The organism is Corynebacterium sanguinis, assembly GCF_007641235.1.
Taxonomy (GTDB): Bacteria; Actinomycetota; Actinomycetes; order Mycobacteriales; family Mycobacteriaceae; genus Corynebacterium; species Corynebacterium sanguinis.
Window position 1 is genome coordinate 1,411,477 of the sequence record NZ_CP038157.1, and the last position, 25,586, is coordinate 1,437,062.

Sequence of the window (25,586 nt, forward strand, 5' to 3'; positions counted from 1 at the left end):
TCCAAAGAATACCCCGTGAGGGACCTGCTGTGTAATTTTTTAGCTCTGGGTCAGGTCCGCGATGGCAGAAAGCGGGATGTCGACCCACTCTGGACGGTTGTTTGCTTCGTAGGCGACCTCGTAGGCGGCCTTATCCACCACATAGGCAGCGAGTACGGTGTCGTCGGCCGTGGCGCCGTAAGCATCGATCAGCGCAGCGACGTTGGCCTTCTCCCAGTCCGCGCTGTGCGAGCCCATGCCGCGCGCGTAGCCGAAGGAGCGGATCATGCCGGCGACGTCGCGAAGCGCGTGATCGGGGGCGAGGCGCTGCGACAGCGGCCGGGCGGGTTCTCCCTCGAAGTCGATGAGGTAGAAGCGAGGTTCTGTCGCGTTGACCGTCTTCATCGTCTGCCCGAGGTGCAGGTCGCCGTGGATGCGCTGAATTTCGTGGGGGCCGTCATCGATGGAGCCGTAGAGTTGGCGCATCGCCGACTCGAACTCTTTGAGCTGGGGTGCCTGCACAACCAGCTCGTCGAGGTGGGTGTTGAGCGCGGCGCGGAGGGTCTCTCCGCTGACCTCGGAGGTGCCGAAGGCCTGGGCCAGCGCGGTGTGCACGGCGCCGATCGCGTGGCCGAGCTCGCCGGCGTCGCCGAGCGCGTCCGCGACGGCGAGGTCGAAACCGTCCTCGCCGCCGTCGATAAGCTGCTGCTGCATCGCCAGCGTCGCGCCGTCGCGGGTGATGTGGCCACGCACACCGGCGACGTGCGGGCAGTCGCCGATCGCGCTGAGCAGCTCCACATCCGGGTTGGTGCCGTTTTCCAGCTTGCGGAACACCTTGAGCACCCACTCGTCATCCACCACGAGTGAGGTGTTTGACTGTTCGGCTCCCATCGGCCGCGCGGATGTGCCGCCGATGTCTCCGTGCACCTCGCCCAGCTCGGCTGCACCACGCACGTAGGCGGTCGCACCTTCTTCGGTGGCCAGCGCGTCGCGCTCGGCGCCGGGGGCGACGAGCACCTGGTAGGAATCGGTCACGTCGCCATGGGTGACGTGCAGTATCTGCCAGCTAAACCCGTCGAGCTCAAGCGAAGCGGCGACCTCGACCGCGTCGATCGCCTCGGACTTTGCGCCGTAGAAGCGCTCCCGCGTTAAATCAATCACCGAACTACTCCGAAATGTCGAACCACAAAAAACCGTGCGGCGGTAGCGTGACAAACCACGGTAGCTCGCCGATGGCCGGGAATTCGACGCCGCCGGAGAGCTCGCGCGGATGCGCGCCATTGTAGTGCTCGAGGTGCATTTCCACTGGCTGGGGGCGCGACGACATGTTGTTGACGCACAGAATGCGCTCGCCGTTGTACTCGCGGATAAATGCCAGAACGTGCGGGTTGTTCTGCTCGACCTCGATGTAGGAACCGCGGCCGAAAGCGCGGTACTGCTTGCGGATGTGCACGAGCTGGCGCACCCAGTGCAGCAGCGAATTGTCGCGCTGCATCTGCGAGTCCACGTTGACGATGTGGAAGCCGTACTGGTCGTTGCGGATCGGCGGGAGGTAGAGCCGCTCCGGCTCGGCCTTGGAGAACCCGCCGTTGCGGTCGTTCGACCACTGCATGGGGGTGCGTACCCCGTCGCGGTCCTGCAGCCAGATGTTGTCGCCCATCCCGATCTCGTCACCGTAGTAGAGGAACGGCGAGCCCGGCAGTGACAACAGCAGCGCGTGGGCCAGCTCGAGGCGGTCGCGGTGCCCGCCGAGCAACGGCGCTAATCGACGCCTGATGCCGACGTTGGCCTTCATCCGCGGGTCCGTGGCGTAGTTCTTGTACATGTAGTCGCGCTCTTCGTCGGTCACCATTTCGAGCGTGAGCTCGTCGTGGTTGCGCAGGAAGATGCCCCATTGTGCCGACTCGGGGATCGGTGGGGTGTCGCGCAGGATGTCGATGATGGGCTGCGCGGACTCGCGGTGGATGCCCATGAAGATGCGCGGCATGACGGGGAAGTGGAACGCCATCTGGCACTCGTCGCCGTCTCCCTCGCCGAAGTAGGCGACGACCTCATTGGGCATCTGGTTGGCCTCGGCGAGCAGGAAGCGGCCGGGGTACTCGTCGTCGAAAAGCGCGCGCACGCGCTTGATAAAGCCGTGGGTCTCCGGCAGGTTTTCGCAGTTGGTGCCCTCTCGCTCGAAGAGGTAGGGGATGGCGTCGAGACGGATGCCGTCCATGCCGAGGTCGAGCCAGAAGCGGATGACGTCGAGGATTTCCTCCTGCACGGCCGGGTTGTCGTAATTCAAGTCCGGCTGGTGGGAGAAGAAACGGTGCCAGTAGTACTGCTTGCGCACCGGGTCGAAAGACCAGTTCGATTCCTCGGTGTCGATGAAGATGATGCGGGCCTCGTCGTACTTGGTGGGATCATCAGACCAGACGTAGTAATCGCCGTAGGGCCCGCCGGGATCCATGCGCGACTGCTGGAACCAGTGGTGCGAATCCGAGGTGTGGTTGATGGGGAAGTCCGTGATGATGCGGATCCCGCGCTTGTGGGCGCTATCGACCAGGGAAATGAAGTCCTCCACGGTGCCGAACTCGGGCAGAACCTTGCGGAAATCGCGAATGTCGTATCCGCCGTCGCGCAAGGGAGAGTCATAGAACGGTGGCAGCCAGAGGCAGTCCACGCCGAGCCATTGGAGGTAGTCGAGTTTTTCCTCCAGGCCCTTCAGTGTGCCGGAGCCGGTGTTGTCCGGGTCGTAGAACGCGCGGACGAGAACCTCGTAGAACACCGCGTCCTTGTACCACTCGGGGTCGGGGCGCTCCCACGGCTGCTCCGCGGGGGCGGGACGGACGAAGTCGGTGGCCTGCGGGGTCTCGGTCCTGATCTCCATGACGACCAACTTTAACGGCTAATGGCGTTGACCGCTTCGGCGATGCGGTCGACGGCCTCTTCCAAGATCGCGGGGCTGGTGGCGAAGTTCAGCCGCGCTTTGTGCTCGCCGCCGGGGCCGAACGACGCACCCTCGTTGAGCGCAACCTTGGCGTGTTTGAGCAGGTAGGCGGCAGGACGGGGGGAGTTGAGCTTGGTGCCGGAGAAGTCGAGGAACATCAGGTAGGTCGCCTTGGGCACCTCGAAGGTAATGCCGGGGATCTTTTCTGGCAGGTTCTCAACGAGCCAGTCACGGTTGAGGCGCAAAAGCTCGATCTCCTCGTCGAGAAACTCCGCGCCGTCGCGATAACATGCTTCGGCGGCAACAATGCCCAGGGTTCCGGTGCCATCCTTTGCTACCCCGGTCAACCCCTGAAACACCGTGACGTCGTCCGCGTTGGAAAAAATCATCTGCGCGCACTTTAGACCGGCGACGTTGAACGCCTTGGAGGTTGCAGTGACAGTGATGCACACGTCTGGGTTGTCCTTCGCGGCACACACATGGTGGCCGTCGTAGACAAGCGGGGCATGGATTTCGTCGACAAGCACGCGTCCGCCGTACCTCCTGGCGATCGCGCAGATTTGGTCGAGCTCTTCTTCCTCGAAGATCCAACCGCCCGGGTTGAAGGGATTGGTCAGGATGATCGAGCCGGCGCCGTTGCGAAACGCCGCTTCGACCTCCATCAGATCCAGCCCGCCGGTACTGGAGACCTCGACCCTGTTGCGCCCTGCGGTCTCCGCGATCTCGAGGAACGGGTGGTAGGCGGGCACGGGTACGATCACGTCGCCCTCGGTGAAGTACATGATCGCTAGCAGCAAGCCGCGCACGACATCGGGGACGGGGAAGATCTTGTCCTCGTCCGGGCGCCAGCCGTAACGTGACTCGTAAAAATCTGCAAGGACCTTTGGCAACTCCTGGGCCTGCGGGGCCGGGGTGTAGCCGAAAGTCTCGGCCTCTACTGCCTGCTGAAGCGCGGCCTTGACAACTGGCGCGGTGGGGAAGTCACTCTCGGCGACCCATAGGGGCAGCACATCGTCGTCGTACTGCGTCCACTTACGGGTGCCGCGGGTTTTCAACGTGTCGAGGTTGGGATACTCCATGCCTTTACACCGTAGTCACTGCCCGGACACGCGGTGATTTTCTATTCTTGGTGCGCCTGCGCCTTCCGCTTATCGACGCCCGATTGGGGTGATCCCCGAACTTCCCACTTAACTTCCCCCTCAATTTCCCACAGTGTTGCTATGTTGACTGGGAAGTTGAGCGGGAAGTTGTGTCCTCAGTGCTTTTTCAACGGTGACGGAGGACTGATCATCGTTGGGCTTTTCAAGGAAAACAATTTCACGCCCGTGGACGGGTTTAACGCAGCACGTGCCCGAGACAGCCCATCTCGCCAAGATTTGGGGGGAGATCTAACCGTGCCAGCGCGCGAGCCGGTCGTAGAGGATCTCGTCAGATTCGCGCTTCGCCTCACGGTTGCCCTCTATGGTGCCGCCCATCATATACTCCCACGACCGACCGATGGCCTTCTCGATGTCCTCGCTGAACAGGTGGCCGGTATCGTCGAAGACCACGGCCTCGATGCCGGGGTTGGCCTCCGCCATGGCGCGCGCTGCGACCTCGCTTTGCCACATGCGGTCCTGGCCCCCGGCGAAAGCGAGATCGTTGCCGTCGAAGGCAGCGCTCTCAATCCGCGCATCCTGCCCGGCAGCGACCGCGGCGGCTTCATAAGAGCTGCGGCAGGACACCGGCAAGCCGATAATCATCCGTGCGAAGTCGCGCATGGAGTTGTCGTGGTTGACTCGCAGAGACGCAAAGGGCACCGGATCCTCGTGCCAGGTGAAGCTGCTCGCGTCGCGGGAAAAGTCCAGGCCGGCGTAGGTGTAATCGGCCGGCGCGTAAAGCACGACGTTGTCGATTTCGGGGTAGCGGATCGCAAGATTAGCGGCGAGCTCTGCGCCCTTGGAGACACCGATCACCGTCAACGGGCCGGAGGCATTCATCTTAGACAACACCTCGGAGAAGAAATCAAGGGACACCTCCGAGAGCAGCTTCTGCTGCCCGCCCTGCCCGAAGAAGTACAGTGCTAACACGTTGTGGCCGGCCTCCTGCAGCTCAAGCGCTTGTCACGGGTTCTCCGACCCCTCGGACCCGCCGAAAACAATTACGGTGCCCGGCCGAGCCTCGCCCTGGCCGGCTAACCGGTACCCACGCAGGTAGTCACCCTCGACGGGGTTGACCCCGGGGCCGGCTAACTGGTCCTTGGCGGAAGTCTTAACTTCCGGCACAGCGTAATATCGGGAGGTGAACAATCTCACACCAGCGATCGCAAGATTCAGAACCAGGACAACCGCAACAACCGCTTCGAGTATTCTCAACCACCTGCGCGAGGTCACCATAGGCTTAAGTCAAAGGGTTTTCCTCGGTATTCTCTTCCTGATCGTCGCCGTCAATCTTGAAACCGAACTTCTTCAATCGGGCGCGGTCGGATGCGCTCGATGAAGCAGTAAGTTGTAACAGCTCCGAGTAGATGCCACCCGAGACCGCCAGCTCAGCCGGCGAGCCGATCTCGTCAATGCGACCGTCGGCAAGCGTGATAATCGTGTCCACGTCGGCGATGGTGGACAACCGGTGTGCGATCATGATGGTGGTGCGGTCCTTCATCAGCTCGTCGAGTCCCGCCTGGACGGCGCGCTCTGATTTTGTGTCGAGCGCGGAGGTCGCCTCGTCGAGGATGAGCACGGGGGCGTCTTTGAGCATGGCGCGCGCGACGGCGACGCGCTGCTTCTGCCCGCCGGACAGGCGTAGGCCGCGCTCGCCGATGATGGTGTCGTAGCCGCCCTTGAACCCGGTGATGAATCCGTGGGCGCCGGCGCGCTTGGCCACCGCGACGATTTCCTCGAAGGTGGCGTCGGGCTTGCCGTAGGCGATGTTGTCGCGCACGGAACCGGAGAACAGCGCCGGCTCCTGGAACACCACGCCTGTCGAGGCCCGCAAGGTCTCCACGCCGAGCGCAGCGATGTCGCGCCCGCACAGCGTCATCGTGCCCTGCTGGATGGGATAGAGCCCGAGTAGCAGGTTGACCAGCGTGGACTTGCCGCCACCGGATTCGCCGACCAGCGCGATCTTCTCGCCACGGCGGGCGGTAAATGTGATTTCGGACAGCACGGGCTCTCCCGGGCTGTAGGCGAAGCTGACGTTGTCGAAGGCGATCGTCGGTTCCGCCGGCGGCAGCGGGGCGTGGGCGACCTCGCGCACGCGCGGGACGTTGGAGGCGCTGGTGGCGGCGACGATGTCTTTGTTGGCGGTGGGCTCTACATCCTCGTCCATCACTTTGAAGTAGTCGCGCGAGCCAGCGACGGCGCGCTGCGCGGAGTCGACCACCCAGCTCATCATGGACACCGGCTGGCGCGCCATGGTGACCAACTGCACGAGCATGACCATATCGCCGATGGTGAAGTGGCCGCCCAGGGTGCGCTCGAAAAGGATGAGGTAGATGCCCAAGAAGATCAGGTTCATCGCGATGCCGCGCACGGCGTCCATGGAGTGCCACCACCGCGACTGCGGCCGGGTCAGATCGACGGTGTTGCCGTAGTGGGTGGCGAACTTGTTCAGCTCGCGGGTCTCCGCGAGGAAGGACTTCGTCACCTTGACCTGGCCGACGACCTCGGCGAAGCGGCCGTTGCCCTCGTCGATCTCGGCGTTTTTCGCCTTCTCCCACTTTTGCCAGCGTGTCGACGTCAGCGCCGTGAGCCACACGTAGAGGGGGAACAGTGCGGCGAGCAGGACAGTTAGCGGCCAGTAGTACGTCGCGGTAATCACCAAAATCGCCGCGACCTGCAGCAGCATGGGTAGGAAGCTGTTGGCGAACGACTGGATGAACATGGTGATGTTCGCGATCGAGCGATCCAGCCGCGCGATGATCGTGCCGGTGACCTGGCTGTCGAAGTAGCTCTGCGGCAGTGACAGCAGCTTGGCGAAGTAGCGGGTGGACAGTATCTGGCGGATGCGCGCGACCATGACGTCGCCGATGTAGCCGCTGACGTTGCGCAGCACCCACGCCGCCGCCTCCGCGAGAAACAGCGCTATGGCCAGCCAGACCAGCGTCCGGGGCACGCCCGCGGTGATGTCGCCGGCGCCGAGGGTGTCCACGATGGTGTCGGTGGCGCGTTTCAGAATGAACGGCGCGACAAGCCCGAGTCCCGCCACGATCGAGGAGAGCACGACAACGAGAAGGTAGAAGGGCCACAACGCGGACGCACTGCGCAGGACGCGAAAGAAAGGTTGCACGGTCAATGGATGCTACCGGGGTTGTAGAGTAGGGAGGAATTTACGAGAAATTCCCCCACCCAAGGAGACGTCCCCATGACCTCTAGGTCCGCCCGCTTCGCCGCCGTCGCGCTCGCCTGCGCGCTGCCACTGTCCGCGTGCGGTGGGCCCACGGAGGACGACACGGCGGGCGCCCAGGCCCCGCTGGAGGTCACCACCCCGACCGCGCCGCCGCAGGAGGAGTTCAAGGTCGAAGATGTGGACAACATCGTCTCCGAGGAGCTGACTGGCGAGCGTGTCGACGACCCCGCGATGGAGCTGTCCTACAAGTGGCAGGGCGCCTCGAGCGCGCCCAACGGCGGGTCCGTGCTGGTTGTCGCCGTGACCAACAATTCTGAGGTCCCGATGCCGGCGGACGCGTTGGCGCAGCCGACGCTGAGCTACACCACCGGCGGCAACAACAAGGAAAACGCGGCGCCGCTCAGTGCCGAGGCATCCGGCGTGGACATCATCGGCCTCGATCAGCCGCTGCGCGCCGGCGCGACCGTTAACGCTAAGTATGCCTTTGACGTCACGCCGGGTCGGCTGTGGGACGCCGACTTCACCATCGGCAACGTCACCTTCTCCGGCAACCTCAACGGCTAAGCGTTAAACGCCTTGCGCACGTAGCCCAGGGGGTCGTCGACAAGCTTGGGCGCGGTGCAGGAAAAGTCTGTGCGCAGCACGCTGCGGCCCGGCTGATACGGCGGCCAACCGGGCTCGCCCGTGGCGCAGTAGCGCGCCATCGCGGCGTTTAGGCCCGTCCCTGGTTCGTACGGGCCCTGCGCGAAGAGGGAGGGCAGCTCGTCGCAATGGTGGGCGGGCGCGCCCGATTCGCTGACGAACTCCGCCTGCCACACGCGCCCCGGCGCGCCCTCGGCGACGCGGTCCACGAAGCGCCGGATCAGCGAGTCGGATAGGAAGCGGCCCATCGTATGCTTCGGGTCGATCGCGCGGCACGCCTCGAGGTAGGCGCTAGCTGCGCCGGGGGCGAGCCCCATGAACCGCCCGATTGTGCTCACGGTCGCCGCGCCGAGGCCCATCGCGTCGGTTCGCGCGCCGGAGCGGTAAAACTCGTCGCGGGTGGAGGTGACAACGATGTCCACCTCGGCGAGCTCGGCCGGGTCGAGCGGGCCCGGCCCGAGCGCGAGGTCGGTGACGTGCCGGGTGCGAAAGCGCCGGTAGCCGCGCGCGAGCCGGCGCGGGTCAGCGGCGCTCAGCTTCTCGCGGGTAATCGGCATGCTTAGCGACGCCCGCAGCGACGCCTTGCGCTGCCCGAACGTCTGCCGGGGAAACGCGGGCGAGAGCGCCACCGCCCGGCGAAACGCGCCGCGGTAGTGGTCGCGCCGGGTAAGCCACAGAACTAGGTTCGCCCCGGCGGACTGGCCGACCAGCGTGATGTTGGTCGGATCCCCGCCGAAGGCTTCGATGTTTTTCTGCACCCACTCGAGCCCGAGCTGGCAGTCGTGGGCGGCGCGGAAGTGGGCTGGGTCGTCGTCGGGGAATTGCACCAGCCCGGCGAGGTCGAGGCGATAACCGAGGCGCACCTGGATCACGCCCTGGGCCGCGAAGGCGCCCGCGCCGGTGTCTGGGTCGGCGTGGCTGCCGATTTCGAAGCGCCCGCCGTGGATCCACACCATCACGGGCAGGTCGTCGGCGTCGGTCGCGGACGCTGGGGTGGTGATGGACAGGGCGGTTTTCTCGGGGCGTGGGGTGGTGGCGTCGATAAGCAAGCCCCGGGCGGCGGGCACCGCATCGCTAAAAGGGGAGCTGATGTGGGAGTACTCGATCGAGTGGAAGTGTCGCGCGGCGCCGTCGACGACTCCGACGACCGTGCCGGCCGGGCAGGTTACCTCCGCGGTTTTCATGGGGGCGAGTCTAACGAATGCGGGCGCGTCTAGGATGGCGCCCATGAACCCGTTGCTCGTAGAGTCCACGCTGCCCTACAACCTGCCGGATTTCGCGGCGATCTCGCTTGAGCACGTCGAACCTGCCTTCGAGGAGGCGGTGGCTCGGCACGCACGCGAGATCACGGAGATTTCGATGCAGGAGGCACCGACGTGGGAAAACACCGTCGAGGCGTTCGAGCGCTCGGGTGCGGACCTAGACCGGGTCGCCGCCTGGTTTTTCAACCTGCAGGGCACCGACAGCACCGAGGAATTCGACGCGGTGGCCGATCGCATCGTGCCGAAGCTGTCGGCGCACATGGACTCGATCTACCAAAACGACCAGCTGTTTGCGCGCCTCAAGGAGGTTGAGGTGCCGCAAGACGAGGAGTCGAAGCGCCTGCACGACATCCTGCTGCGCCGCTTCACCCGCCGCGGCGCGGGCCTCGACGCCGCCGGCAAGACCCGGCTGCTGGAGATCAACCAGCGCCTAAGCCAGCTGTCCGAGGAGTTCGGCCGCAACCTGCTCGCCGACACCCGTTCGCTCGCGGTCTCGCTGCCCGAGGCCGAGCTCGATGGTTTGAGCGAGGAGCAGAAAAGCTCCTACCGCGACGGCGAGGGCTACACCATCGCCCTCGAGCTGCCGACCACCCAGTCGCTGCAGTCCGAGCTGACATCGCCTGCGGCGCGGCGCGCGCTTTTCGACGCCTCCCGGGCCCGCGGCGCAACCTCCAACGCCCCGCTGGTCGCCGAGTCGGCGCGCCTGCGCCTCGAGCGCGCGCGGCTGCTGGGCTTTGACACCCACGCCGACTACGTCATCGCCGAAGAGACGGCGGAGACGGCGTCCGCGGCGCGCCAGCTCATCGCCGACCTGGCCCCTGCCGCCGCCGCGAACGCCGCGGCCGAGCTCAAGCTCGCTTCCGAGCTCGCCGGCTGTGAACTCGACGGCGCGGACTGGCCTTTCTACCAGGCGCGGCGCCGCGAGGAGGAGCTTGAGCTCAACGAGGCCGAGCTGCGCAACTACTTCCCGCTTGAGCAGGTGCTTGTCGACGGCGTCTTCTACGCCGCCGAGCTCCTCTACGGCATCACCGTGACCAAGCGCGAGGACCTGCGCGGCTACCGCGACGACGTCGCCGTGTGGGAGGTGCGCGACGCCCCCGAGCGCGGTGGCGAGGGCCTCGGCCTGCTGCTGACGGACTACGCGGCGCGGCCGTCGAAACGCGGCGGGGCGTGGATGAGCTCGTTCGTCGACCAGTCGCGCCTGACCGGCAAGAAGGCCGTGGTCGTTAACGTGATGTCGCTGGCCTCGACGCGCTTGAGCATCGACGAGGTCACCACCGTGTTCCACGAGTTCGGCCACGCCCTGCACGGGCTGCTCTCGGATGTGCGCTACCCCTCGCTGTCCGGCACGAACGTGCCCCGCGACTGGGTCGAGTTTCCCTCCCAGATCAACGAGAACTACGCGTTCGCGCCCGAGATCGTGCGCAACTACGCCCGCCACGTTGACACCGGGGACGTGATCCCCGAGCAGCTGCTGGAGGCTGTGCGCGCATCTAGGCAGTTCGGGCAGGGTTTCGACACCTCCGAGTACCTCGCCGCCGCCGCGATCGATCTGGCGTGGCACTCGATTGATGATTCCGCCGCCATCCCGCAGGGCACCGCGTCGGACATCGCCGACTTCGAGCGCGGCGTGCTGGCAAGCTACGGCCTGGGCATCGAGGGACTCGAGCCGCGCTACCGCTCGACCTGGTTCAACCACATCTTCGCCGGCGGCTACTCCGCGGGTTACTACTCCTACCTGTGGGCCGAGGCGCTCGACGCCGACGGGTACGGCCTGGTGGCCGAGGAGGGCATCAACCGGAAGACGGGCGAGAAGTTCCGCGAGGCGATCCTGTCGCGCGGTGCTGCCAGCGATTACGCCGAGGCCTACCGCGCGTTCCGCGGCCGCGACAAGGACACCCGCCCGCTGCTTGCACGCCGTGGGCTCGAGGGCACAGGGGTGCGCGGTGTTTGACCTTTCGCCCTGGCTGCAGCTTCCCATCGTGCTGGTCGTTGTGCTGCCGCTGGCGTCCGTGGCGGCGGCGGTAATCCTGCGCGTGGTTGATTGGTTGGCTACCCCGCGTGCGAGGGAAGTAAGCTAGCCCATTATGGCCAACCCCGAAGAACTGCGCAGGCAGGACGCCCAGCTGCCGAAGGCGCGCCGGAAGTACCCCCAGTCGCGCGTCACGCAGGTGCTCTACGTCATGCTCGCGCTCGTGGTCATCGCCGCGATCGCGGGGCTGATCTAAGAGCTAGCTTCTTTTCGACGCCTTGGCGACGCGCCGGAACAACGCGTTGTCAGGGAGGTCGTCGATAAGCACTGCCGTGCCCGTGGCGTCGGCAAGCGGGATGCACCAGTTGGAGTACTGCTCGGCGTTGGTGCCGGGCTGGTTCTGGATCCGCACGTCGCCCACCATGTCCACCAGGTTCGTGCAGGTCAGCGCCGACGGCGTGGAGGCGACGAAGCGGTTGAGCCCGACGAGCAGGTCCTCAACGTCGCCGAACTCGGACGGTGCCAGCCCGGCGAACTCGCGCTCGGTTAAATCGGTGCCCTCGAAGGCCCCGGCCTCGCGCACGACGTCGAGCACCGCGCCCATCCACACCGCGTCGGTGGCGTTGAGCTCCTCGAGCGTCTCCTCCACCAGGCCGAGCTCGACGCGCAGCTCGTTGTGGGCGCCCTTGAGGTAGCCCGCGGTCGGCGGCAGGTCGTGGGTGCCCACGGACGTTAAACACAGGTTGCGGTACTGGCCCGGGTGCTTCGGGGAGCCCCCGGGCTGGGTGGACTCAAACCACAGCACCGAGGTGCCCAGGATTCCCTTGTCCCGCAGCACGTCCTGGACCCACGGCTCGAAGGTGCCCAGGTCCTCGCCGACGACGATCGCGCCGGCGCGCTGCGCCTCCAGCGCGAGCACGCCGATCATGGCTTCGTGGTCGTAGTTCATGTACGCGCCCTCGGTCGGCGACTCCATGCGCGGGATCCAGAACAGGCGGAACAGCCCCAGGATGTGGTCGACGCGCACGCCGCCGGAGTGGCGCAGGACGGTGCGCAGCAGGTCGCGCCACGGTGCGTACCCCGCCTCGGCCAGGGCGGTGGGGTCCCACGGCGGCTGGGACCAGTCCTGGCCCTGCTGCGAGTACTGGTCCGGCGGGGCGCCGACGGAGGCGTCCTGGACAAGCACGTCGCTCAACGTGGCGGCATCCGCGCCGCCGGGGTGGACGCCGACGGCGAGGTCGGTGACGATGCCGATGTCCATCCCGGCGCCCTTCGCCCGCTGCTGGGCGGCGCGGCGCTGCTCGTCGGCGACGAACTGCAGCCACATGTAGAAGCGCACCGTCTCCTCGTCGTGCGCGCCGCCGCGTCCGGCATGGCGCCCGGGGGCGGCGGCCTGGGCGGCGCACCACCGTGCAAACTCGACGAGCCCTTCGCCTTCATCTGCGATGAACGCCGCAAAGGCTTCCCGGCGACGCGCGTCCTGCTCGGCAACGTAGAACAGTTCCCGCAACGCGGCGAGCTTGACGGCGAAGATGTCGTTGCGGTTGATCGGCTTCGCGGAGGAGTTCGATTCCTTCAGCGGCGCCGCAGTCGCGGTTATGTCCTCGCGGATGTCCGCGTCCACCGTGTCCCATTCGGCCACGTCCTCCACCGCGATGTAGATGGGGTTGATGAAGCGCCGCGAGGTGGGCAGGTACGGCGAATCCTCCACGGGAGGTTCCGGCTCGGCGGCGTGGACCGGGTTGATCAGCAGGTAATCCGCACCTTCGGCACCCACAATCTCGGCGAGCAGCCCGAGGTCGCCTAAGTCGCCGATGCCCCAGGAGCGCTTCGAGCGCGCCGAGTACAGCTGCGCCATCACGCCCCAGGTCGGGCTGGCGATGAAGCGCTGGTTCGTCTCAAGCGCGCCTGGCACGACGATGAGGGTGCAGGTCGCCTCCACGTTGTCGGACTCTAAGTTCAGCTCGTGCCACCCGACGGGAAGGTCACCGGGAACGTGGAAGGTGGCCTCCCCCCACGTGGTCCCGTCGGCGGCGGTGTAGGGCGCGGTCCAGTTCTCATCCTGGTAGGCGTCGCGGCTGGAGCCGTCCTCGAGCCGGATCCAGCAGTGGGCGGGATGGCCGTCGTGCACGTGGGCGTTGAAGTGCTTTTCGCTTCCCGCCGTGGCCACCACGCACGCGGGCAGCGGCCGGGTGGCTTCGCGCTCGCGCTTGGCTTCGAGGAAGAACTGCAACTCCTCGGCGCCGGGAGTGTCGGTAAGTTCCACCCCGAGGGCGCGGAGCAGCTGTATGTAGGAGGAAGCAGGGGGCTCGGTGATCAGACCGTTCGACGCCCGGTAGTGAGATCCGAGCCCGTAGGCGGTAGCAAGGGCCATGAGGTGGTCTGGGTGCGTCACATCAAGCAATTGTGCCAAAAGTCACCCGGCGTCGTCATTGGAGTGACACGTAAGGGTAGTGTTGTCGATTATGACTAGTGCCACGTTTACCGTTGAACCTGATTTCACCATCCAGCCAGAAGAGAATGTCGTCAGCGACGTTATTCAGCTGAGCGAGTCCCGCCCGGAGGTCGTCTTGTTCCAAAGGCCGAACGGTGCGGGATGGGTCGATATCACCGCCGATGACTTCGTCGCCAGCGCATACGCGTTGGCCAAGGGGTTGATCGCCAACGGCATTGAGCCGGGGGACCGCGTCGTGGTTCTTTCGGATTCGCGTTACGAATGGTCCCTGGCAGACTTTGCCATCCTCACCGCGGGTGCGGTAACTGTGCCGATTTATCCGTCGAGCTCCGAGAACCAGATCGAGTGGATTCTCGAGGACTCCGGCGCGAAGCTCGTTTTTGCCGAGACTGCCGCGCACGCCGAAGCCGTGAACAACGTCCTCGCCGCCTCAGGCAAGGAGGGTGTGCGCGTCGTGGAATTCGAGTCCGAAGGCATCGAACAGATCACCTCGGACGGCACAGATGTGGAGCAGGCGCTTGTCGACGACCGGGTCGCCAACATCACCCACGACAGCCTCGCGTCCATCGTGTACACCTCAGGTACGACCGGGCGCCCCAAGGGAGTCAACCTGACTCACATCAACTGGTACCACGAGGCTCGCGGCCTGCTGTCGAGCAAGATTGTCACCTCGCTCGGTGACCCTGTGGGCAAGCACGCCGTGATATTCCTGCCGCTGGCCCACGTCCTCCAGCGTGCCGTGACCTTCACCCTCATGATCGCGGGGGCGACCCAGTCTCACTGGGGCGACACCTCAACCATCACCAAGGAATTCCAGCGCTCCAAGCCCGCCCTGGTGCTCGGCGTGCCACGAGTGTTCGAGAAAGTTCGTGCGGGGGCTTACAACCAGGCGGCCGACAGTTCCGACGTGGCGAAGCGAATCTTCCTGGCTGCAGACAAGACGGCCGTGGAGTATTCCAAGGCGCTGGATACTACCAAGGGCCCCGGCTTGCTGCTTAAAGCAAAAGCCACGTTGTTTGACAAGCTCGTCTACTCCAAGGTGAAGGCTGCGATGGGCGGGCAGGTGCAGGTCGCGATCTCCGGCGGCTCGGCGATCGGCGCCGACCTGTTGCACTTCTTCCGTGGCATGGGGATCACCATTTACGAAGGTTACGGTCTGACCGAAACGACTGCCGCTGCCTCCGTGAACGAGCCCGGCCAGATGCGCATCGGCACCGTCGGTCGCCCGGTGGCGGGCTTTAAGGCGCGTGTGACCGAGGAAGGCGAAATTCAGTTCAGCGGTGACGGTGTATCGAAGTCGTATTGGAATAACCCCGAGGCCACCGAGGCGTCCATGAAGGACGGCTGGTTCTCCACCGGAGACCTCGGCGAGATTGACGACGACGGCTTCATCCGCATCACGGGACGTAAGAAGGATCTCATCGTTACCGCTGGAGGCAAGAATGTTTCCCCGGGCCCGCTCGAAGAGGTCCTTACCCAGGACGAGCTGATCGCGAATGCCATCGTGGTCGGCGATGGCAGGCCGTTCGTCGGCTTGCTGGTCACCATCGACGAGGCTGAGCTGAAGCGGTGGAAGGCGAAGAACGGCATCGACGAGAACGCTCCGCTCAGCGAGCTGAAGAACAACGACAAGTTGATCGCGGCCGTGCAGTCCGCCGTGGACACGGCAAACAAGACCGTGTCCAAGGCGGAGGGAATCAGGAAGTTCCGCATCCTCGAGCGCGACCTGCGCGAGGAAGAGGACGAGATCACCCCGACGATGAAGGTCAAGCGCAACGTCGTCGTCAAGCGCTTCGCCGACGAGATCGAAGCGCTCTACCAACGCTAAGTCTCGGCGCGCCGCGCGGATTCTCACCGCGCGGGCGCTACCATTTCCCCAGCGAATCGTCACATGTTGCAAAGGTAGATTGAAGGGGGATGGATCGTGCAGAAAACCGCCGCGGTGCTGCGCCATCGTGAGCTGACCCAGGAAATCTACAACATCGGTGACGAGGTCGCGGAGTATATCGAGCACATCGCGGAATCGATTGCCGATTACGACGGCGAGCTCACTGACGACTGCCTCGCAGAGTTCTCGGAAATCATCGATGACGCCCGCCAGGACGCGCGCCGCGTCGTCGGCGAGCTGATCGGGTTGCGGCAAGCGTTGACCTCGGGGATGCGCGCCGGCGTGCTTTCCGCCTCGGCGTCCGCCGAGGAGCGCATCCCTGAACCGGAGTTCCTCGACGCGATCGGCCTGGAAGACCTCTACCCGCTTACCGCGCCGTTTTCGGTGCGCACGATGAACGACGCGCTGACCGGCCGTACCGAGCTGACTGTGCAGCATCTGACCGAAATCGTCAGCTTCACCCTCGAGCAAACCGACATGGTCGCCCGCGAACTCGGTGCGGTGAGCCTGCCGCACCTTTATGCCCGCGTCGGCGAGCTCGTCGAGGCTGCTGTCGAAGGGTGGATGGAAACCGTCTGCGTCGACCACCCCGCGTTCACCCGCACGATGCGCGGTTCGAACCCGCCGACGTTTTTGGCGGAGCGCGCGCGGATTGACGCGATCGTGGCCAAGGTCGCCGCGAAGCGCTCACGCCGGGGTGCCTAGATCTTGTTCGGCCTGTACATCCACGTGCCGTTCTGCGCGACCCGCTGTGGCTACTGCGATTTCAACACCTACACGCCCACCGAGGTCGAAACCTCGCACGAAACGTACCTGCGCGCGCTAGAAGCCGAGTTGGCGAAGGCGGATACTTCCCCCGCGGACACCGTGTTCATCGGAGGCGGAACGCCCTCGCTGCTCGGGGCGGCGGGGTTGGGTCGCATCATGGAGATGGTGCACACCCACGTCGGCCTGAAACCTGGCGCGGAGGTGACCACGGAGTCGAACCCGGAGTCCACCAGCCCGGAGTATTTCGAGGGCCTGCTTGAAGCCGGGTTCACCCGGGTGTCGCTGGGGATGCAGTCCGCCTCGACACCTGTTCTCAAGGTGCTCGACCGTATGCACACCCCGGGCCGCGCCGTCTCGGCGGCGAAAGAGGCGCTGGACGCCGGGTTCGAGCACGTCAACCTCGATATGATCTACGGCACCCCGACGGAAACGGATGACGATGTGCGGGCAACCCTCGATGCGGTGCTCTCAACGGGCGTCGACCACGTCAGCGCGTACTCGCTGATCGTCGAGGACGGCACCGCGATGGCTCGGAAGGTCCGTCGCGGGGAGCTGCCGGAACCGAGCGAGGACGTCTACGCCGACCGCTACGAGATCATCTCGGGCACCCTCGAGGACGCTGGCTTCGGCTGGTACGAGGTGTCTAACTGGGCGCGTGAAGGCGGGCAGTGCCGGCACAACCTCCTATACTGGCGCGGGGGGCAGTGGTGGGGAGCTGGCCCCGGCGCCCACAGCTTCATCGGCACCACGAGATTCCACAACGTCAAGCGCCCCGAACGCTACAGCGAGCTGCTCGCCGGCGGATCGCTGCCTATCGCGGATCAGGAATCTTTGACCGCGCAGGAGCAACACTTCGAGGCGATCATGCTGGGGTTGCGGTTGAAGGAGGGAATCCCGCGCGAGTGGATAGGCGAGAGCGCGTGGGGGGTCGTCGACAAGCATGCGCGCGCGGGTCTGCTCTCCGTGGGCGAGCGGGTCGCGGTCACGGACGCGGGGCGCCTGTTTGCCGACGGCATCATCACCGACATTCTGGCGGCGGAATAGCGCGCGGGTAAGGTGGTGGGCATGAGTGGGGCAGAAGATCGCAGGCAGGCGGTGCTTCGCGCCATCGTGGCCGACTACATCGCCCTGCAGGAGCCGGTGGGCTCGAAGTCGCTCGTGCAGCGGCACAACCTGAGCGTTTCCTCCGCGACGATCCGCAACGACATGTCGGTGCTGGAAAAGGAGGGCTTCATCGCCCAGCAGCACTCCAGTTCTGGCCGTGTGCCCACGGAGAAGGGTTACCGCGCCTTCGTCGACGCGCTGCACGGGGTCAAGCCGCTCTCGGCGCCGGAGCGCCACGCGATCTTGGACTTTTTGGAAAACGGCACCGACCTTGAGGACGTGCTGCGCCGCTCGGTGCAGCTGCTCGCGCAGATTACCAACCAGGCCGCCGTAGTGCAGCTGCCCACCCTCGAGGTGTCGCGGGTGAAGCACTGCGAGGTGGTGGCGTTGGCGCCGACGCGTCTGCTCCTGGTGGTCATCACCGACTCGGGCCGGGTGGACCAGCGCAACGTCGAGCTCGCCACCGCACTCGCCGTCGAGGACGTGCGCCTGCTCCGCGACGCCCTCAACACCGTGCTGGTCGGGGCCACGATGTCGGAGGCCTCGACGTCGCTGGCGAAGCTGGCGGAGCTCGCCGACGCGCGGATTGCGGACGCCGTCGAGCGCGCCACCGCGGTGCTCATTGAAACGCTCGTGGACACCCCGAGCGACCGGCTGCTCATCGCGGGTGCCGCCAACCTCACCCACGTCTCCGCCTCCGGGGGCGATCTGCATAGCGTCATCGCCGCGCTCGAGGAGCAGGTTGTGGTGCTCAAGTTGCTCGCCAGTGCCCAGGAGCTCGAGCGCGTCAGCGTGCGCATCGGCCGCGAGAACGAGGACGAGGAATTTTCCCGCGCCTCGATTGTTACAACTGCATACGGCACCGGGGAAGCCCTCGGCGGTCTAGGGGTGGTGGGTCCCACTTACATGGACTACCCCGGTACGATTCAAAAGGTTGCCACGGTGGCCCGCTACATTAGCGGGATCCTGCGTGGAGAGTAGAAGCTTTTTAGAAAGGCGTATCTGAGACAGTGGCTCGTGACTATTACGGGATCCTCGGCGTCGACCGCGAGGCGACCGAGCAGGAGATTAAGAGGGCGTACCGCAAGCTGGCGCGCACGTACCACCCGGATGTCAACCCGTCCGAGGAGGCCGCGGAGAAGTTCCGCGAGATCTCCATGGCGCAGGAGGTGTTGCTCGACCCCTCCAAGCGCCACATCGTTGACCGCGGCGGCGACCCGATGGAGCAAGGCGCCGCCGGGCCGGGCGGGGCAGGCGGGTTTGGTGGCTTCGGCGACATTTTCGAGGCCTTCTTCGGAGGCGCAGGCCAGGGCCGTGAGCCGCGTTCGCGCGTGCAGCCCGGCAATAACGCCCTGCTGCGCACCGCCATTACGCTTGACGACGCCTTCACCGGCGTAAAGAAGGAAGTCACCGTCGACACCGCCGTCTTGTGCGACGCCTGCACCGGCACCGGGTCCGAATCGAAGTCGAAGCCGGTGACCTGCGACCACTGCCACGGCACTGGCTCGGTTGAGGAGGTCCAGCAGTCTTTCCTCGGCAACATCATGACCACCCGCGACTGCCCCAAGTGCCGCGGGTTCGGCGAGCTGATCAAGGATCCCTGCCGCCAGTGCGCGGGAGATGGCCGGGTGCGCTCGCGCCGCGATTTGACTGTGAACATCCCGGCCGGTATCGCCGACGGCATGCGGATCCGCATGGCGGGCCAGGGTGAGGTCGGCCACGGCGGCGGGCCCGCAGGCGATCTGTACGTCGAGGTTCACACGCAGCCGCACCCAGTTTTCGCGCGTGAGGGCGACAACCTGCATCTGCGCGTGACGGTGCCGATGTACGAGGCGGCCCTGGGCACCTCGTTAACGGTGGATACTCTCAGCGGCGGCGAGGCCTCGATTGAGGTGCCGGCAGGCACCCAGCCGAACGAGCGCGTCGTGCTCACCGGCGCTGGCATGCCGCGGCTGCGCAGCCAGGAGGCCGGCGACATGATCGCGCACATTGAGGTAGTCGTGCCCACGGAGCTTCGCCCCGAGGAGCGCGAGGCGCTCGAGGGCCTGCGCGACGGCCACGCCCACTCCGCGTCGGTGGCCAGCGAGGACGCCGGCCACAACGAGTCCTTCTTCGGCCGGATGCGCGGCCGCTTCCGCCGATGAGCCTGCCGGTCTTCATCACCCCGGACCCCGCCCGCGGCGAGCTCGACGGGGCGGAGGGCCGCCACGCGGTCACGGTCAAGCGCATTGCCGTGGGCGAGCGCATCATGCTTGTCGACGGCGCCGGCACCGCCGCCGAGGTCACGGTGACCGAGATCCGCGGTAAGGACCTCCTGCGCGGCGAGGTGCTGGGGCTCACCCAGGTGCCGAAGCCAACCCCGCGCGTCACCGTCGTCCAAGCCATCCCGAAGGCGGACCGCGCCGAGCTCGCCGTCGACTTGGCCGTACAAGGCGGCGCCGACGCGATCGTGCCGTGGATCTCGCAGCGCACCATCGCGCGCTGGCCCGCGGACAAGCAGGCCAAGCAAGTGGCCAAGTGGCAGGCGGTGGCGCGCGAGGCAGCCAAGCAGTCGCGCCGGGCGTGGGTGCCTCAGGTGGCGGAGCCTGTGACGACGAACCAGCTGCGCGAGCGGGTTGTCGGCAAGCAGGCGCTCGTTCTGCACGAGGACGCGAAGCGGTCGATCACGGACATCGAGTTCGCCGACGAGGTCTTTGTCATCGTCGGGCCGGAGGGCGGCATCGGGCCCGAGGAGCTCGAGAGCCTGGGCGCCGAGGCCGTCAAACTCGGCCCGGAGGTGTTGCGCACAGCCTCGGCGGGGCTCGCGGCGCTGTGCGCGATCGGCGCTGTCACGGGGCGCTGGTAGGGTTTCACATTATGGAAGAACTGGTGACGCGCAAGGTTGAGCTCGACTCGACCTACGCCCAGGCGGTGCTCGGTATCAACGACGACAACCTGCGGGTGCTGAACCAGCAGCTCGGCGCGGACATCCACGCCCGCGGCACCACGGTCACGCTGCGCGGGCCCGTCGCCGCGGTGGCCCACGCCACCCGGGTCCTCGACGAGATTGAATCGATGGCGCGCCGCGGGGTGCCTGTCGGGCCCGACACCGTGGTCCACGCCACTCGGATTATGGAGACCGAGGCGCCGGAGTCGGTCGCGGAGATCCTCGGCGCCGAGATCGTGGCGCGCCGCGGCAAGGTGATTCGGCCGAAAACCGCAGGCCAGCGCCGCTACGTCGACGCGATCGACGAGAACACCATCACGTTCGGCATCGGGCCTGCGGGTTCGGGCAAGACCTACCTCGCGGTTGCGAAGGCGGTCCAAGCGCTGCAATCCAAGCAGGTCAAACGCATCATCCTGACCCGCCCGGCCGTCGAGGCCGGCGAGAAGCTCGGCTTCCTGCCCGGCACGCTCAACGACAAGATCGACCCGTACCTGCGCCCGCTTTACGACGCTCTGCGCGACATGCTGGACCCCGAGATGATCCCGAAGCTGCTCGATGCCGGCATCATCGAGGTCGCCCCGCTGGCGTACATGCGCGGGCGCACGCTCAACGACGCCTTCGTCATCCTCGACGAGGCGCAGAACACCACGGGCAGCCAGATGAAGATGTTTTTGACCCGCCTCGGCTTCGGCTCGAAGATGGTGGTCACCGGTGACGTCTCCCAAGTGGACCTGCCCAGTGGCACGGTCTCCGGGCTGCGCGTGGCGCGGCGCATCCTCGGTGGCATCGACGACATTTACATCGAGGAGCTCAGCGCGGAGGACGTGGTGCGCCACCACCTGATCTCGCGCATCGTCGAGGCCTACGATCGCCACGACGCCACCAACGCGGCGCGCTACGAGAAGAAGCAGGCGGAGCGAGAAAGGGCGCTGCCATGAGCATCGAGGTGCTAAACGAGTCCGGCGAGGGCGACATCAACGAAGAGATGCTCGTCGACGTCTCCTCCTTCGCACTGGCCGCCATGGACGTCCACCCTGAGACCGAGGTGACCATCACGCTCGTCGACGAGCCCACGATGGCGGACCTCCACGTCCGCTGGATGGACCTCGAGGGGCCCACCGACGTGATGAGCTTCCCCATGGACGAGCTCACCCCCGGCGGCGGCCGCCCGGATGCGGCGCAGCCCGGCCCGGCGATGCTTGGCGACATCATTTTGTGCCCGGCCTTTGATCGTAGGCAAGCGGAGCTCGCGGGCCACGACCTCGGCCACGAGCTGGCGCTGCTGACCGTCCACGGCGTGCTGCACCTGCTCGGTTACGACCACATCGCGCCCGAGGACGAGCGCGAGATGTTCTCGTTGCAAAACGAGATCCTCGCCGACTGGTACGACAACCTCGCCGCGCGCGGGGTGCAGTACCAGCCGAAGCCCACCGGGGCCCAGGCGTTTCCCTCCGCCGCCGACCGCGACGACCTCGACCGCCGGATGAAGGAGCAGTAGCGCTCGTGGAGTTCACCGTCACATACGCGGTGGTCGCGCTCGCCGCGCTGCTCGCCTCGGGCCTGCTCGGGTCCGTGGAATCGGCGCTCGCCCCGATCTCGCGGGCGCGCGTGGAGAGCATGCTCAAGGACGACGTCCCGGGCTCCCGGGCGCTGATGCGGGTCGTCGATTCGCGGGCGAATCAGGTCAACATGCTGGTCATGGTGCGTACGGTGCTGGACGTCACCGCCGCCGTCTTCGCCGCCATGTTCACGCTGGATCTGTTTGGGGCTGTCTCCTGGGCGATTTTCGTCGCGGTCGCCGGTGTGACGCTGCTGCAGTTCGGCATCATCGGCGTGTTCGCCCGCACGGCGGGGCGGCGCAACCCGTACTCGATCTCGCTGCGCGCCGCCCAGTGGCTCGTGGCGTTCAACGTGGTCCTTGGCCCGGTGGCGCGGCTTTTGATCTGGGTGGGCAACCTCTTCCACCCGGGCCGCGACTTCCGCGAGGGCCCCTACGCCACGGAGATCGAGCTGCGCGAGATGGTGGACATCGCCCAGGAGCGCGGGGTGGTGGAGACCACCGAGCACCGCATGATCCAGAACATCTTCGACTTAGCCTCCACCTACGCCAAGCAGGTCATGGTGCCGCGCCCGGAGATGATCTGGATCGAGGCGGAAAAGACCGTGGGGCAGGCCACGCGCCTGATGGTGCGCTCCGGGCACTCGCGCGTACCCGCGATCGGGGAGAACGCCGACGACATCGTGGGCGTTGTCTACCTCAAGGACATGTTCACTCCGGACGGCCGCCCCCTCGACCCGGCGACCTCAATCGCGGACGTGATGCGCGAGCCGCTGTTCATCCCCGAGTCGAAGCCGCTCGACGTACTGCTCCACGAGATGCAGCAGCGAGGCACGCACATCGCCATGCTTATCGACGAGTACGGTGGCGTCGCCGGCCTGTTGACCATGGAGGACCTGCTGGAGGAGATCGTCGGCGAGATCACCGACGAGTACGACGAGGCGGAGATGGCGCCGATCGAGCCGCTTGAAGGGCCGCGCTACCGCGCGCAGGCGCGCCTGCCTCTCGACGACCTGGTGGACTATCTGCAGGACAACGTCGGCTACGAGCTGTCCTTCGACGACGAGATCGTCGACTCGGTGGACACTGTCGCCGGACTGCTGTCCTTCGAGCTCGGCCGCGTTCCGTTGCCCGGGTCCTCGGTGGAAGTTTCCGAGCTGCGCTTCACCGCCGAGGGTGGGCGCGACCGCCGCGGCCGCATCAAGGTGCGCAGCGTGCTCATCGAGTTGCCCGACGTGGTCGACGAGTACCAGTCCGCTCAGTAGCCGCCAGCGGGCGTGGTGCACAATAGGGGACTATGAACATCCTCTCCATCCAGTCGGCCGTCGCTTACGGCCACGTGGGCAACTCGGCGGCAGTGTTCCCGCTGCAGCGCATCGGGCACGAGGTGTGGCCGGTCTACACCGTCAACTTCTCTAACCACACCGGCTACGGCGCGTGGCGGGGCCCGATGATCCCGGCTGCGGACGTCGCGGACGTGATCGCCGGTATAGACGAGCGCGGGGCGCTGGGTCAGGTCGACGCGGTGCTGTCCGGCTACCAGGGCGGCGACGACATCGCGGGGGTGATCATCGACGCCGTTGCTCGCGTCAAGGAGCTCAACCCCGCGGCCGTCTACGCGTGCGACCCGGTGATGGGCAACGCGAAGTCGGGTTGCTTCGTCGCCGACACCATCCCGCCGCTGCTGCGCGACCGCGTGGTGCCGGTGGCCGACATCATCACCCCGAACCAGTTCGAGCTGGGGTACCTGACCAGCCGGGAGGCGACGGACCTGGACTCGACGCTGGACGCGGTTGCGGCGGCCCGCGAGATGGGGCCGCGGACCGTGCTGGTCACGTCCGTCGAGCGCCCCGAGGCGGATCCCGAGAACTTCCTCGAAATGATCGTGGTCGACGACAAGGGGTCGTGGATTGTGCGCACGCCACGGTTGCCGTTTAAGCGCAACGGGTCGGGTGATGTGGCCTCGGCGCTGTTTACCGGCCACTACATCCGCAGCGGTGATGCCGCGGACGCGTTGGCGCGCACGGCCTCGTCGGTGTTTGATTTGCTGTCGACGACCTATGAGGCGGGGGCAGGGGAGCTGCTGCTGGTGGAGGCGCAGGACGCCTACGCGCAGCCGCGGCTGCAGTTTGAGGTAGAGGCACTGTAAACGGTGTGCTAACACGCGCCAAGCCGCCCGGTTCCCGTCGAGGGAAAGCGGGGCGTGTGGGCGTTAGGCGCTGGCTTTGGGCTCGGCGGGAAAGACAGGCGGGGCCGGTGGCAGGCCGGGGGCGCTGAGGCCGCTGATGCGTCCGCGCCGGAAAAGCTTCGCCCAGGCTGAGTCGTGGAACCCTTGCGTGTCGTTGTACTCGATGCTGCCATCGGGGTTGACCACGCCGATTCTGCCCGTCGCGGGGTTTCTCTCGACGTGGGATCTGCCGTGCGAGCCGTCTCGGGCGTCGTTGTTGAACCGGTGGTGGCGGCGACACATAGCGGCTAGATTCTGCATATCCGTGTTCCCGCCGCGAATGTAGGACAGGATGTGGTGGATTTCGGCCTCGAACGTGGGCACCGAGCAGCCGGTCCAGGCGCAGACGCCTTGGATGGCCAGTGCCCCGATGCGCTGCTCCACACTGGCCAGGCGGGTCCGGCCAAGCGAGAGCGGCACGCCTGTGGCGCGGTCGATCTGCAGAATGAAGTCCTCGGTCCCACCCATTCCCAGGCGCACCAGGTCGAAGCACGTCAGCTCCACACCGGTGTTGTTCATGAACGTGGTGGTGTAGTCCGCGTTGGCAAGGTCGTCCAACGTGATCGACACGACCACGGACGCGGCGCCCTTGTTTTTCGCCTGCCGGCCGTGCTCGTACTGCATCATGATGTTCCACAGCTGGTCAAACTTGCGCTGCCCCGGTAGACGCGAATCCTCGGCGGACTCCTCGCCGACGTTGGAACCGGGCCCGGAATTCTGGTCCAGCAGGGCCTTGACGAGCGCGTAGTGGGCTTCGGTCAGAGAAACGCTCATTGTGCGCGTTCCGTCCGACTTCTTCGGAGAAAAATGCACGTTGCGTTTATTAAAACCGGCGTTCGGGTCGTCGGTGGGCTTGTGTTTGCGGTTGGCGCGGTCCACCATGCGGCGCACCACGGCGCGCAGGTCGTCAGGAGTGCGCGTCTTCACTTGCTTCATCGCGCGCAAAGATGCCGGGGCGCTCGCACGCAGCGTGTTTGGTCAGCTGACGCAGCTCACAGTTGATGATGGCTTGCTTCTCGGCAGAGACCTCCTGAAAGTCTGAGCGAGTGTCGTCGCGCGACCCGGCGCCGGGAGGGAACAGGGGAGGGGCATCTGCATCTGGGACACCATCCTCTCCCGCGGGATCCGCAGCCTCATCCGACAAATCCGAAGAACCCGCCGGTGGATCGAACAGGTCCCTGCCCCGGTCGATGCGCCGGAACGCCTCCGCGCGCGAAATGTCCAGAGCCTTCTCCAAGTAGTCGCTCGCCCACGTGCCGCCGACGAGCGCACCGGCATTGTCGCGGACGCGCACATGGGCGAAAGATGCGTCGAGGAACGCTTTCTTGGAGGATACCTTCTCCAGCCGTTCCATATCGGCGTGAATCTCGGACAGGGGGAGGGTGGACGGGGCCTCGAAAAGTGCACAGAACTGCTCCAAAACGTCGGCGTAAACGTCGATAAGCGATGCGAGCTAGCTCACTGCCCCTCCCTCTGGTTTCGAATGTGCGTGTCCAATTATAGCCAACATCCTGACGAACACAGGTGCTAAAATGGCACTAAAGTGC

24 protein-coding genes are annotated in these 25,586 nt (G+C 65.9%); 14 read left to right on the top strand and 10 right to left on the bottom strand.

Annotation, left to right across the window (positions count from 1 at the left end; translation table 11 throughout):
• Positions 1 to 39: 39 nt before the first annotated feature.
• The 6 genes from E3227_RS06880 to E3227_RS06900 all read right to left on the bottom strand — a co-directional run bounded on the left by E3227_RS06880 (position 40) and on the right by E3227_RS06900 (position 7,177).
• Complete coding sequence (locus E3227_RS06880; protein WP_144317998.1) at positions 40 to 1,140, bottom strand: phosphotransferase; 1,101 nt, start codon at positions 1,138 to 1,140, stop codon at positions 40 to 42.
• A 4-nt stretch (positions 1,141 to 1,144) separates the two neighbouring features.
• Positions 1,145 to 2,851 carry a maltose alpha-D-glucosyltransferase gene (gene treS, locus E3227_RS06885; protein ID WP_136652807.1) on the bottom strand — a complete coding sequence of 569 codons (1,707 nt, stop codon included), beginning with the start codon at positions 2,849 to 2,851 and terminating at the stop codon, positions 1,145 to 1,147.
• A gap of 11 nt (positions 2,852 to 2,862) precedes the next feature.
• Positions 2,863 to 3,990, bottom strand: coding sequence for a MalY/PatB family protein (locus E3227_RS06890; RefSeq protein ID WP_144317999.1), 1,128 nt, complete (start codon positions 3,988 to 3,990; stop codon positions 2,863 to 2,865).
• Positions 3,991 to 4,299: 309 nt separating this feature from the next.
• Positions 4,300 to 4,980: an alpha/beta fold hydrolase gene (locus E3227_RS06895; protein ID WP_246062641.1), complete on the bottom strand. Its 681-nt coding sequence runs from the start codon at positions 4,978 to 4,980 to the stop codon at positions 4,300 to 4,302.
• 33 nt (positions 4,981 to 5,013) lie between these two features.
• The gene (locus E3227_RS11715) at positions 5,014 to 5,205 is read right to left on the bottom strand and encodes a hypothetical protein (protein WP_246062642.1); all 192 of its coding nucleotides are present in this window, start codon (positions 5,203 to 5,205) and stop codon (positions 5,014 to 5,016) included.
• A gap of 85 nt (positions 5,206 to 5,290) precedes the next feature.
• Positions 5,291 to 7,177 (bottom strand): ABC transporter ATP-binding protein, encoded by a 1,887-nt coding sequence (locus tag E3227_RS06900; protein WP_136652805.1) that lies wholly within the window; start codon positions 7,175 to 7,177, stop codon positions 5,291 to 5,293.
• Positions 7,178 to 7,252: 75 nt separating this feature from the next.
• Between E3227_RS06900 and E3227_RS06905 the strand changes: the two genes are divergently transcribed.
• Complete coding sequence (locus tag E3227_RS06905; RefSeq protein WP_144318000.1) at positions 7,253 to 7,801, top strand: hypothetical protein; 549 nt, start codon at positions 7,253 to 7,255, stop codon at positions 7,799 to 7,801.
• Here E3227_RS06905 and E3227_RS06910 read toward each other — a convergent pair.
• The gene (locus E3227_RS06910) at positions 7,798 to 9,063 is read right to left on the bottom strand and encodes a carboxylesterase family protein (protein ID WP_144318001.1); all 1,266 of its coding nucleotides are present in this window, start codon (positions 9,061 to 9,063) and stop codon (positions 7,798 to 7,800) included. The genes E3227_RS06905 and E3227_RS06910 overlap by 4 nt on opposite strands.
• Before the next feature lie 34 nt (positions 9,064 to 9,097).
• Here E3227_RS06910 and E3227_RS06915 point away from each other — a divergent pair, with 34 nt between their 5' ends.
• Genes E3227_RS06915 through E3227_RS11555 form a run of 3 tightly spaced genes read left to right on the top strand, consistent with a single transcriptional unit; the run spans position 9,098 to position 11,369 of the window.
• Positions 9,098 to 11,095, top strand: a complete 1,998-nt coding sequence (locus E3227_RS06915) for a M3 family metallopeptidase (RefSeq protein WP_144318002.1) — start codon at positions 9,098 to 9,100, stop codon at positions 11,093 to 11,095.
• Entirely contained in the window at positions 11,088 to 11,222 is a 135-nt protein-coding gene (locus tag E3227_RS11810; protein WP_258562676.1) for a hypothetical protein, read from the top strand. Before E3227_RS06915 ends, E3227_RS11810 begins: the two co-directional genes overlap by 8 nt.
• A gap of 6 nt (positions 11,223 to 11,228) precedes the next feature.
• On the top strand, positions 11,229 to 11,369 hold the full coding sequence (locus E3227_RS11555) for a hypothetical protein (RefSeq protein ID WP_170228648.1): 141 nt from the start codon (positions 11,229 to 11,231) through the stop codon (positions 11,367 to 11,369).
• 3 nt (positions 11,370 to 11,372) lie between these two features.
• Here E3227_RS11555 and E3227_RS06920 read toward each other — a convergent pair whose 3' ends face one another.
• Positions 11,373 to 13,487: a 4-alpha-glucanotransferase gene (locus E3227_RS06920; RefSeq protein ID WP_170228695.1), complete on the bottom strand. Its 2,115-nt coding sequence runs from the start codon at positions 13,485 to 13,487 to the stop codon at positions 11,373 to 11,375.
• Between the two features lie 91 nt (positions 13,488 to 13,578).
• Here E3227_RS06920 and E3227_RS06925 point away from each other — a divergent pair, with 91 nt between their 5' ends.
• The 10 genes from E3227_RS06925 (at position 13,579) to pdxY (ending at position 23,961) form a co-directional block, all read left to right on the top strand.
• On the top strand, positions 13,579 to 15,396 hold the full coding sequence (locus tag E3227_RS06925; RefSeq protein ID WP_136652800.1) for an AMP-dependent synthetase/ligase: 1,818 nt from the start codon (positions 13,579 to 13,581) through the stop codon (positions 15,394 to 15,396).
• Between the two features lie 96 nt (positions 15,397 to 15,492).
• On the top strand, positions 15,493 to 16,161 hold the full coding sequence (locus E3227_RS06930) for a hypothetical protein (RefSeq protein ID WP_136652799.1): 669 nt from the start codon (positions 15,493 to 15,495) through the stop codon (positions 16,159 to 16,161).
• A gap of 3 nt (positions 16,162 to 16,164) precedes the next feature.
• The gene (hemW, locus tag E3227_RS06935; RefSeq protein ID WP_136652798.1) at positions 16,165 to 17,268 is read left to right on the top strand and encodes a radical SAM family heme chaperone HemW; all 1,104 of its coding nucleotides are present in this window, start codon (positions 16,165 to 16,167) and stop codon (positions 17,266 to 17,268) included.
• A 21-nt stretch (positions 17,269 to 17,289) separates the two neighbouring features.
• Positions 17,290 to 18,309 carry a heat-inducible transcriptional repressor HrcA gene (gene hrcA, locus E3227_RS06940; protein WP_144318004.1) on the top strand — a complete coding sequence of 340 codons (1,020 nt, stop codon included), beginning with the start codon at positions 17,290 to 17,292 and terminating at the stop codon, positions 18,307 to 18,309.
• Positions 18,310 to 18,338: 29 nt separating this feature from the next.
• A complete protein-coding gene (gene dnaJ, locus E3227_RS06945; RefSeq protein ID WP_144318005.1) occupies positions 18,339 to 19,472 on the top strand; it encodes a molecular chaperone DnaJ in 1,134 nt (377 codons plus the stop codon).
• Complete coding sequence (locus E3227_RS06950) at positions 19,469 to 20,173, top strand: 16S rRNA (uracil(1498)-N(3))-methyltransferase (protein WP_136652795.1); 705 nt, start codon at positions 19,469 to 19,471, stop codon at positions 20,171 to 20,173. Before dnaJ ends, E3227_RS06950 begins: the two co-directional genes overlap by 4 nt.
• An 11-nt stretch (positions 20,174 to 20,184) precedes the next feature.
• A complete protein-coding gene (locus tag E3227_RS06955) occupies positions 20,185 to 21,192 on the top strand; it encodes a PhoH family protein (protein WP_144318006.1) in 1,008 nt (335 codons plus the stop codon).
• On the top strand, positions 21,189 to 21,752 hold the full coding sequence (gene ybeY, locus E3227_RS06960; protein ID WP_136652793.1) for an rRNA maturation RNase YbeY: 564 nt from the start codon (positions 21,189 to 21,191) through the stop codon (positions 21,750 to 21,752). The genes E3227_RS06955 and ybeY overlap by 4 nt, the downstream gene beginning before the upstream one ends.
• Positions 21,753 to 21,757: 5 nt before the next feature.
• Positions 21,758 to 23,077 carry a hemolysin family protein gene (locus E3227_RS06965; RefSeq protein WP_144318007.1) on the top strand — a complete coding sequence of 440 codons (1,320 nt, stop codon included), beginning with the start codon at positions 21,758 to 21,760 and terminating at the stop codon, positions 23,075 to 23,077.
• 32 nt (positions 23,078 to 23,109) lie between these two features.
• Positions 23,110 to 23,961, top strand: coding sequence for a pyridoxal kinase PdxY (pdxY, locus tag E3227_RS06970; protein ID WP_144318008.1), 852 nt, complete (start codon positions 23,110 to 23,112; stop codon positions 23,959 to 23,961).
• A 63-nt stretch (positions 23,962 to 24,024) separates the two neighbouring features.
• Here pdxY and E3227_RS11720 read toward each other — a convergent pair whose 3' ends face one another.
• Positions 24,025 to 24,975, bottom strand: coding sequence for an HNH endonuclease signature motif containing protein (locus E3227_RS11720; protein ID WP_246062643.1), 951 nt, complete (start codon positions 24,973 to 24,975; stop codon positions 24,025 to 24,027).
• Positions 24,947 to 25,459, bottom strand: a complete 513-nt coding sequence (locus E3227_RS11725) for a hypothetical protein (protein ID WP_246062644.1) — start codon at positions 25,457 to 25,459, stop codon at positions 24,947 to 24,949. Before E3227_RS11725 ends, E3227_RS11720 begins: the two co-directional genes overlap by 29 nt.
• Positions 25,460 to 25,586 lie beyond the last annotated feature (127 nt).

Excerpts from the sequence above, each read along its gene's own strand:
- treS (WP_136652807.1), bottom strand. The coding sequence starts at position 2,851 with ATGGAGATCAGGACCGAGACCCCGCAGGCCACCGACTTCGTCCGTCCC.
- E3227_RS06890 (WP_144317999.1), bottom strand. The coding sequence starts at position 3,990 with ATGGAGTATCCCAACCTCGACACGTTGAAAACCCGCGGCACCCGTAAG.
- E3227_RS06905 (WP_144318000.1), top strand. The coding sequence starts at position 7,253 with ATGACCTCTAGGTCCGCCCGCTTCGCCGCCGTCGCGCTCGCCTGCGCG.
- E3227_RS06910 (WP_144318001.1), bottom strand. The coding sequence starts at position 9,063 with ATGAAAACCGCGGAGGTAACCTGCCCGGCCGGCACGGTCGTCGGAGTC.
- E3227_RS06915 (WP_144318002.1), top strand. The coding sequence starts at position 9,098 with ATGGCGCCCATGAACCCGTTGCTCGTAGAGTCCACGCTGCCCTACAAC.
- E3227_RS11555 (WP_170228648.1), top strand. The coding sequence starts at position 11,229 with ATGGCCAACCCCGAAGAACTGCGCAGGCAGGACGCCCAGCTGCCGAAG.
- E3227_RS06920 (WP_170228695.1), bottom strand. The coding sequence starts at position 13,487 with ATGGCCCTTGCTACCGCCTACGGGCTCGGATCTCACTACCGGGCGTCG.
- E3227_RS06925 (WP_136652800.1), top strand. The coding sequence starts at position 13,579 with ATGACTAGTGCCACGTTTACCGTTGAACCTGATTTCACCATCCAGCCA.
- hrcA (WP_144318004.1), top strand. The coding sequence starts at position 17,290 with ATGAGTGGGGCAGAAGATCGCAGGCAGGCGGTGCTTCGCGCCATCGTG.
- E3227_RS06950 (WP_136652795.1), top strand. The coding sequence starts at position 19,469 with ATGAGCCTGCCGGTCTTCATCACCCCGGACCCCGCCCGCGGCGAGCTC.
- E3227_RS06955 (WP_144318006.1), top strand. The coding sequence starts at position 20,185 with ATGGAAGAACTGGTGACGCGCAAGGTTGAGCTCGACTCGACCTACGCC.
- ybeY (WP_136652793.1), top strand. The coding sequence starts at position 21,189 with ATGAGCATCGAGGTGCTAAACGAGTCCGGCGAGGGCGACATCAACGAA.
- pdxY (WP_144318008.1), top strand. The coding sequence starts at position 23,110 with ATGAACATCCTCTCCATCCAGTCGGCCGTCGCTTACGGCCACGTGGGC.
- E3227_RS11720 (WP_246062643.1), bottom strand. The coding sequence starts at position 24,975 with ATGAAGCAAGTGAAGACGCGCACTCCTGACGACCTGCGCGCCGTGGTG.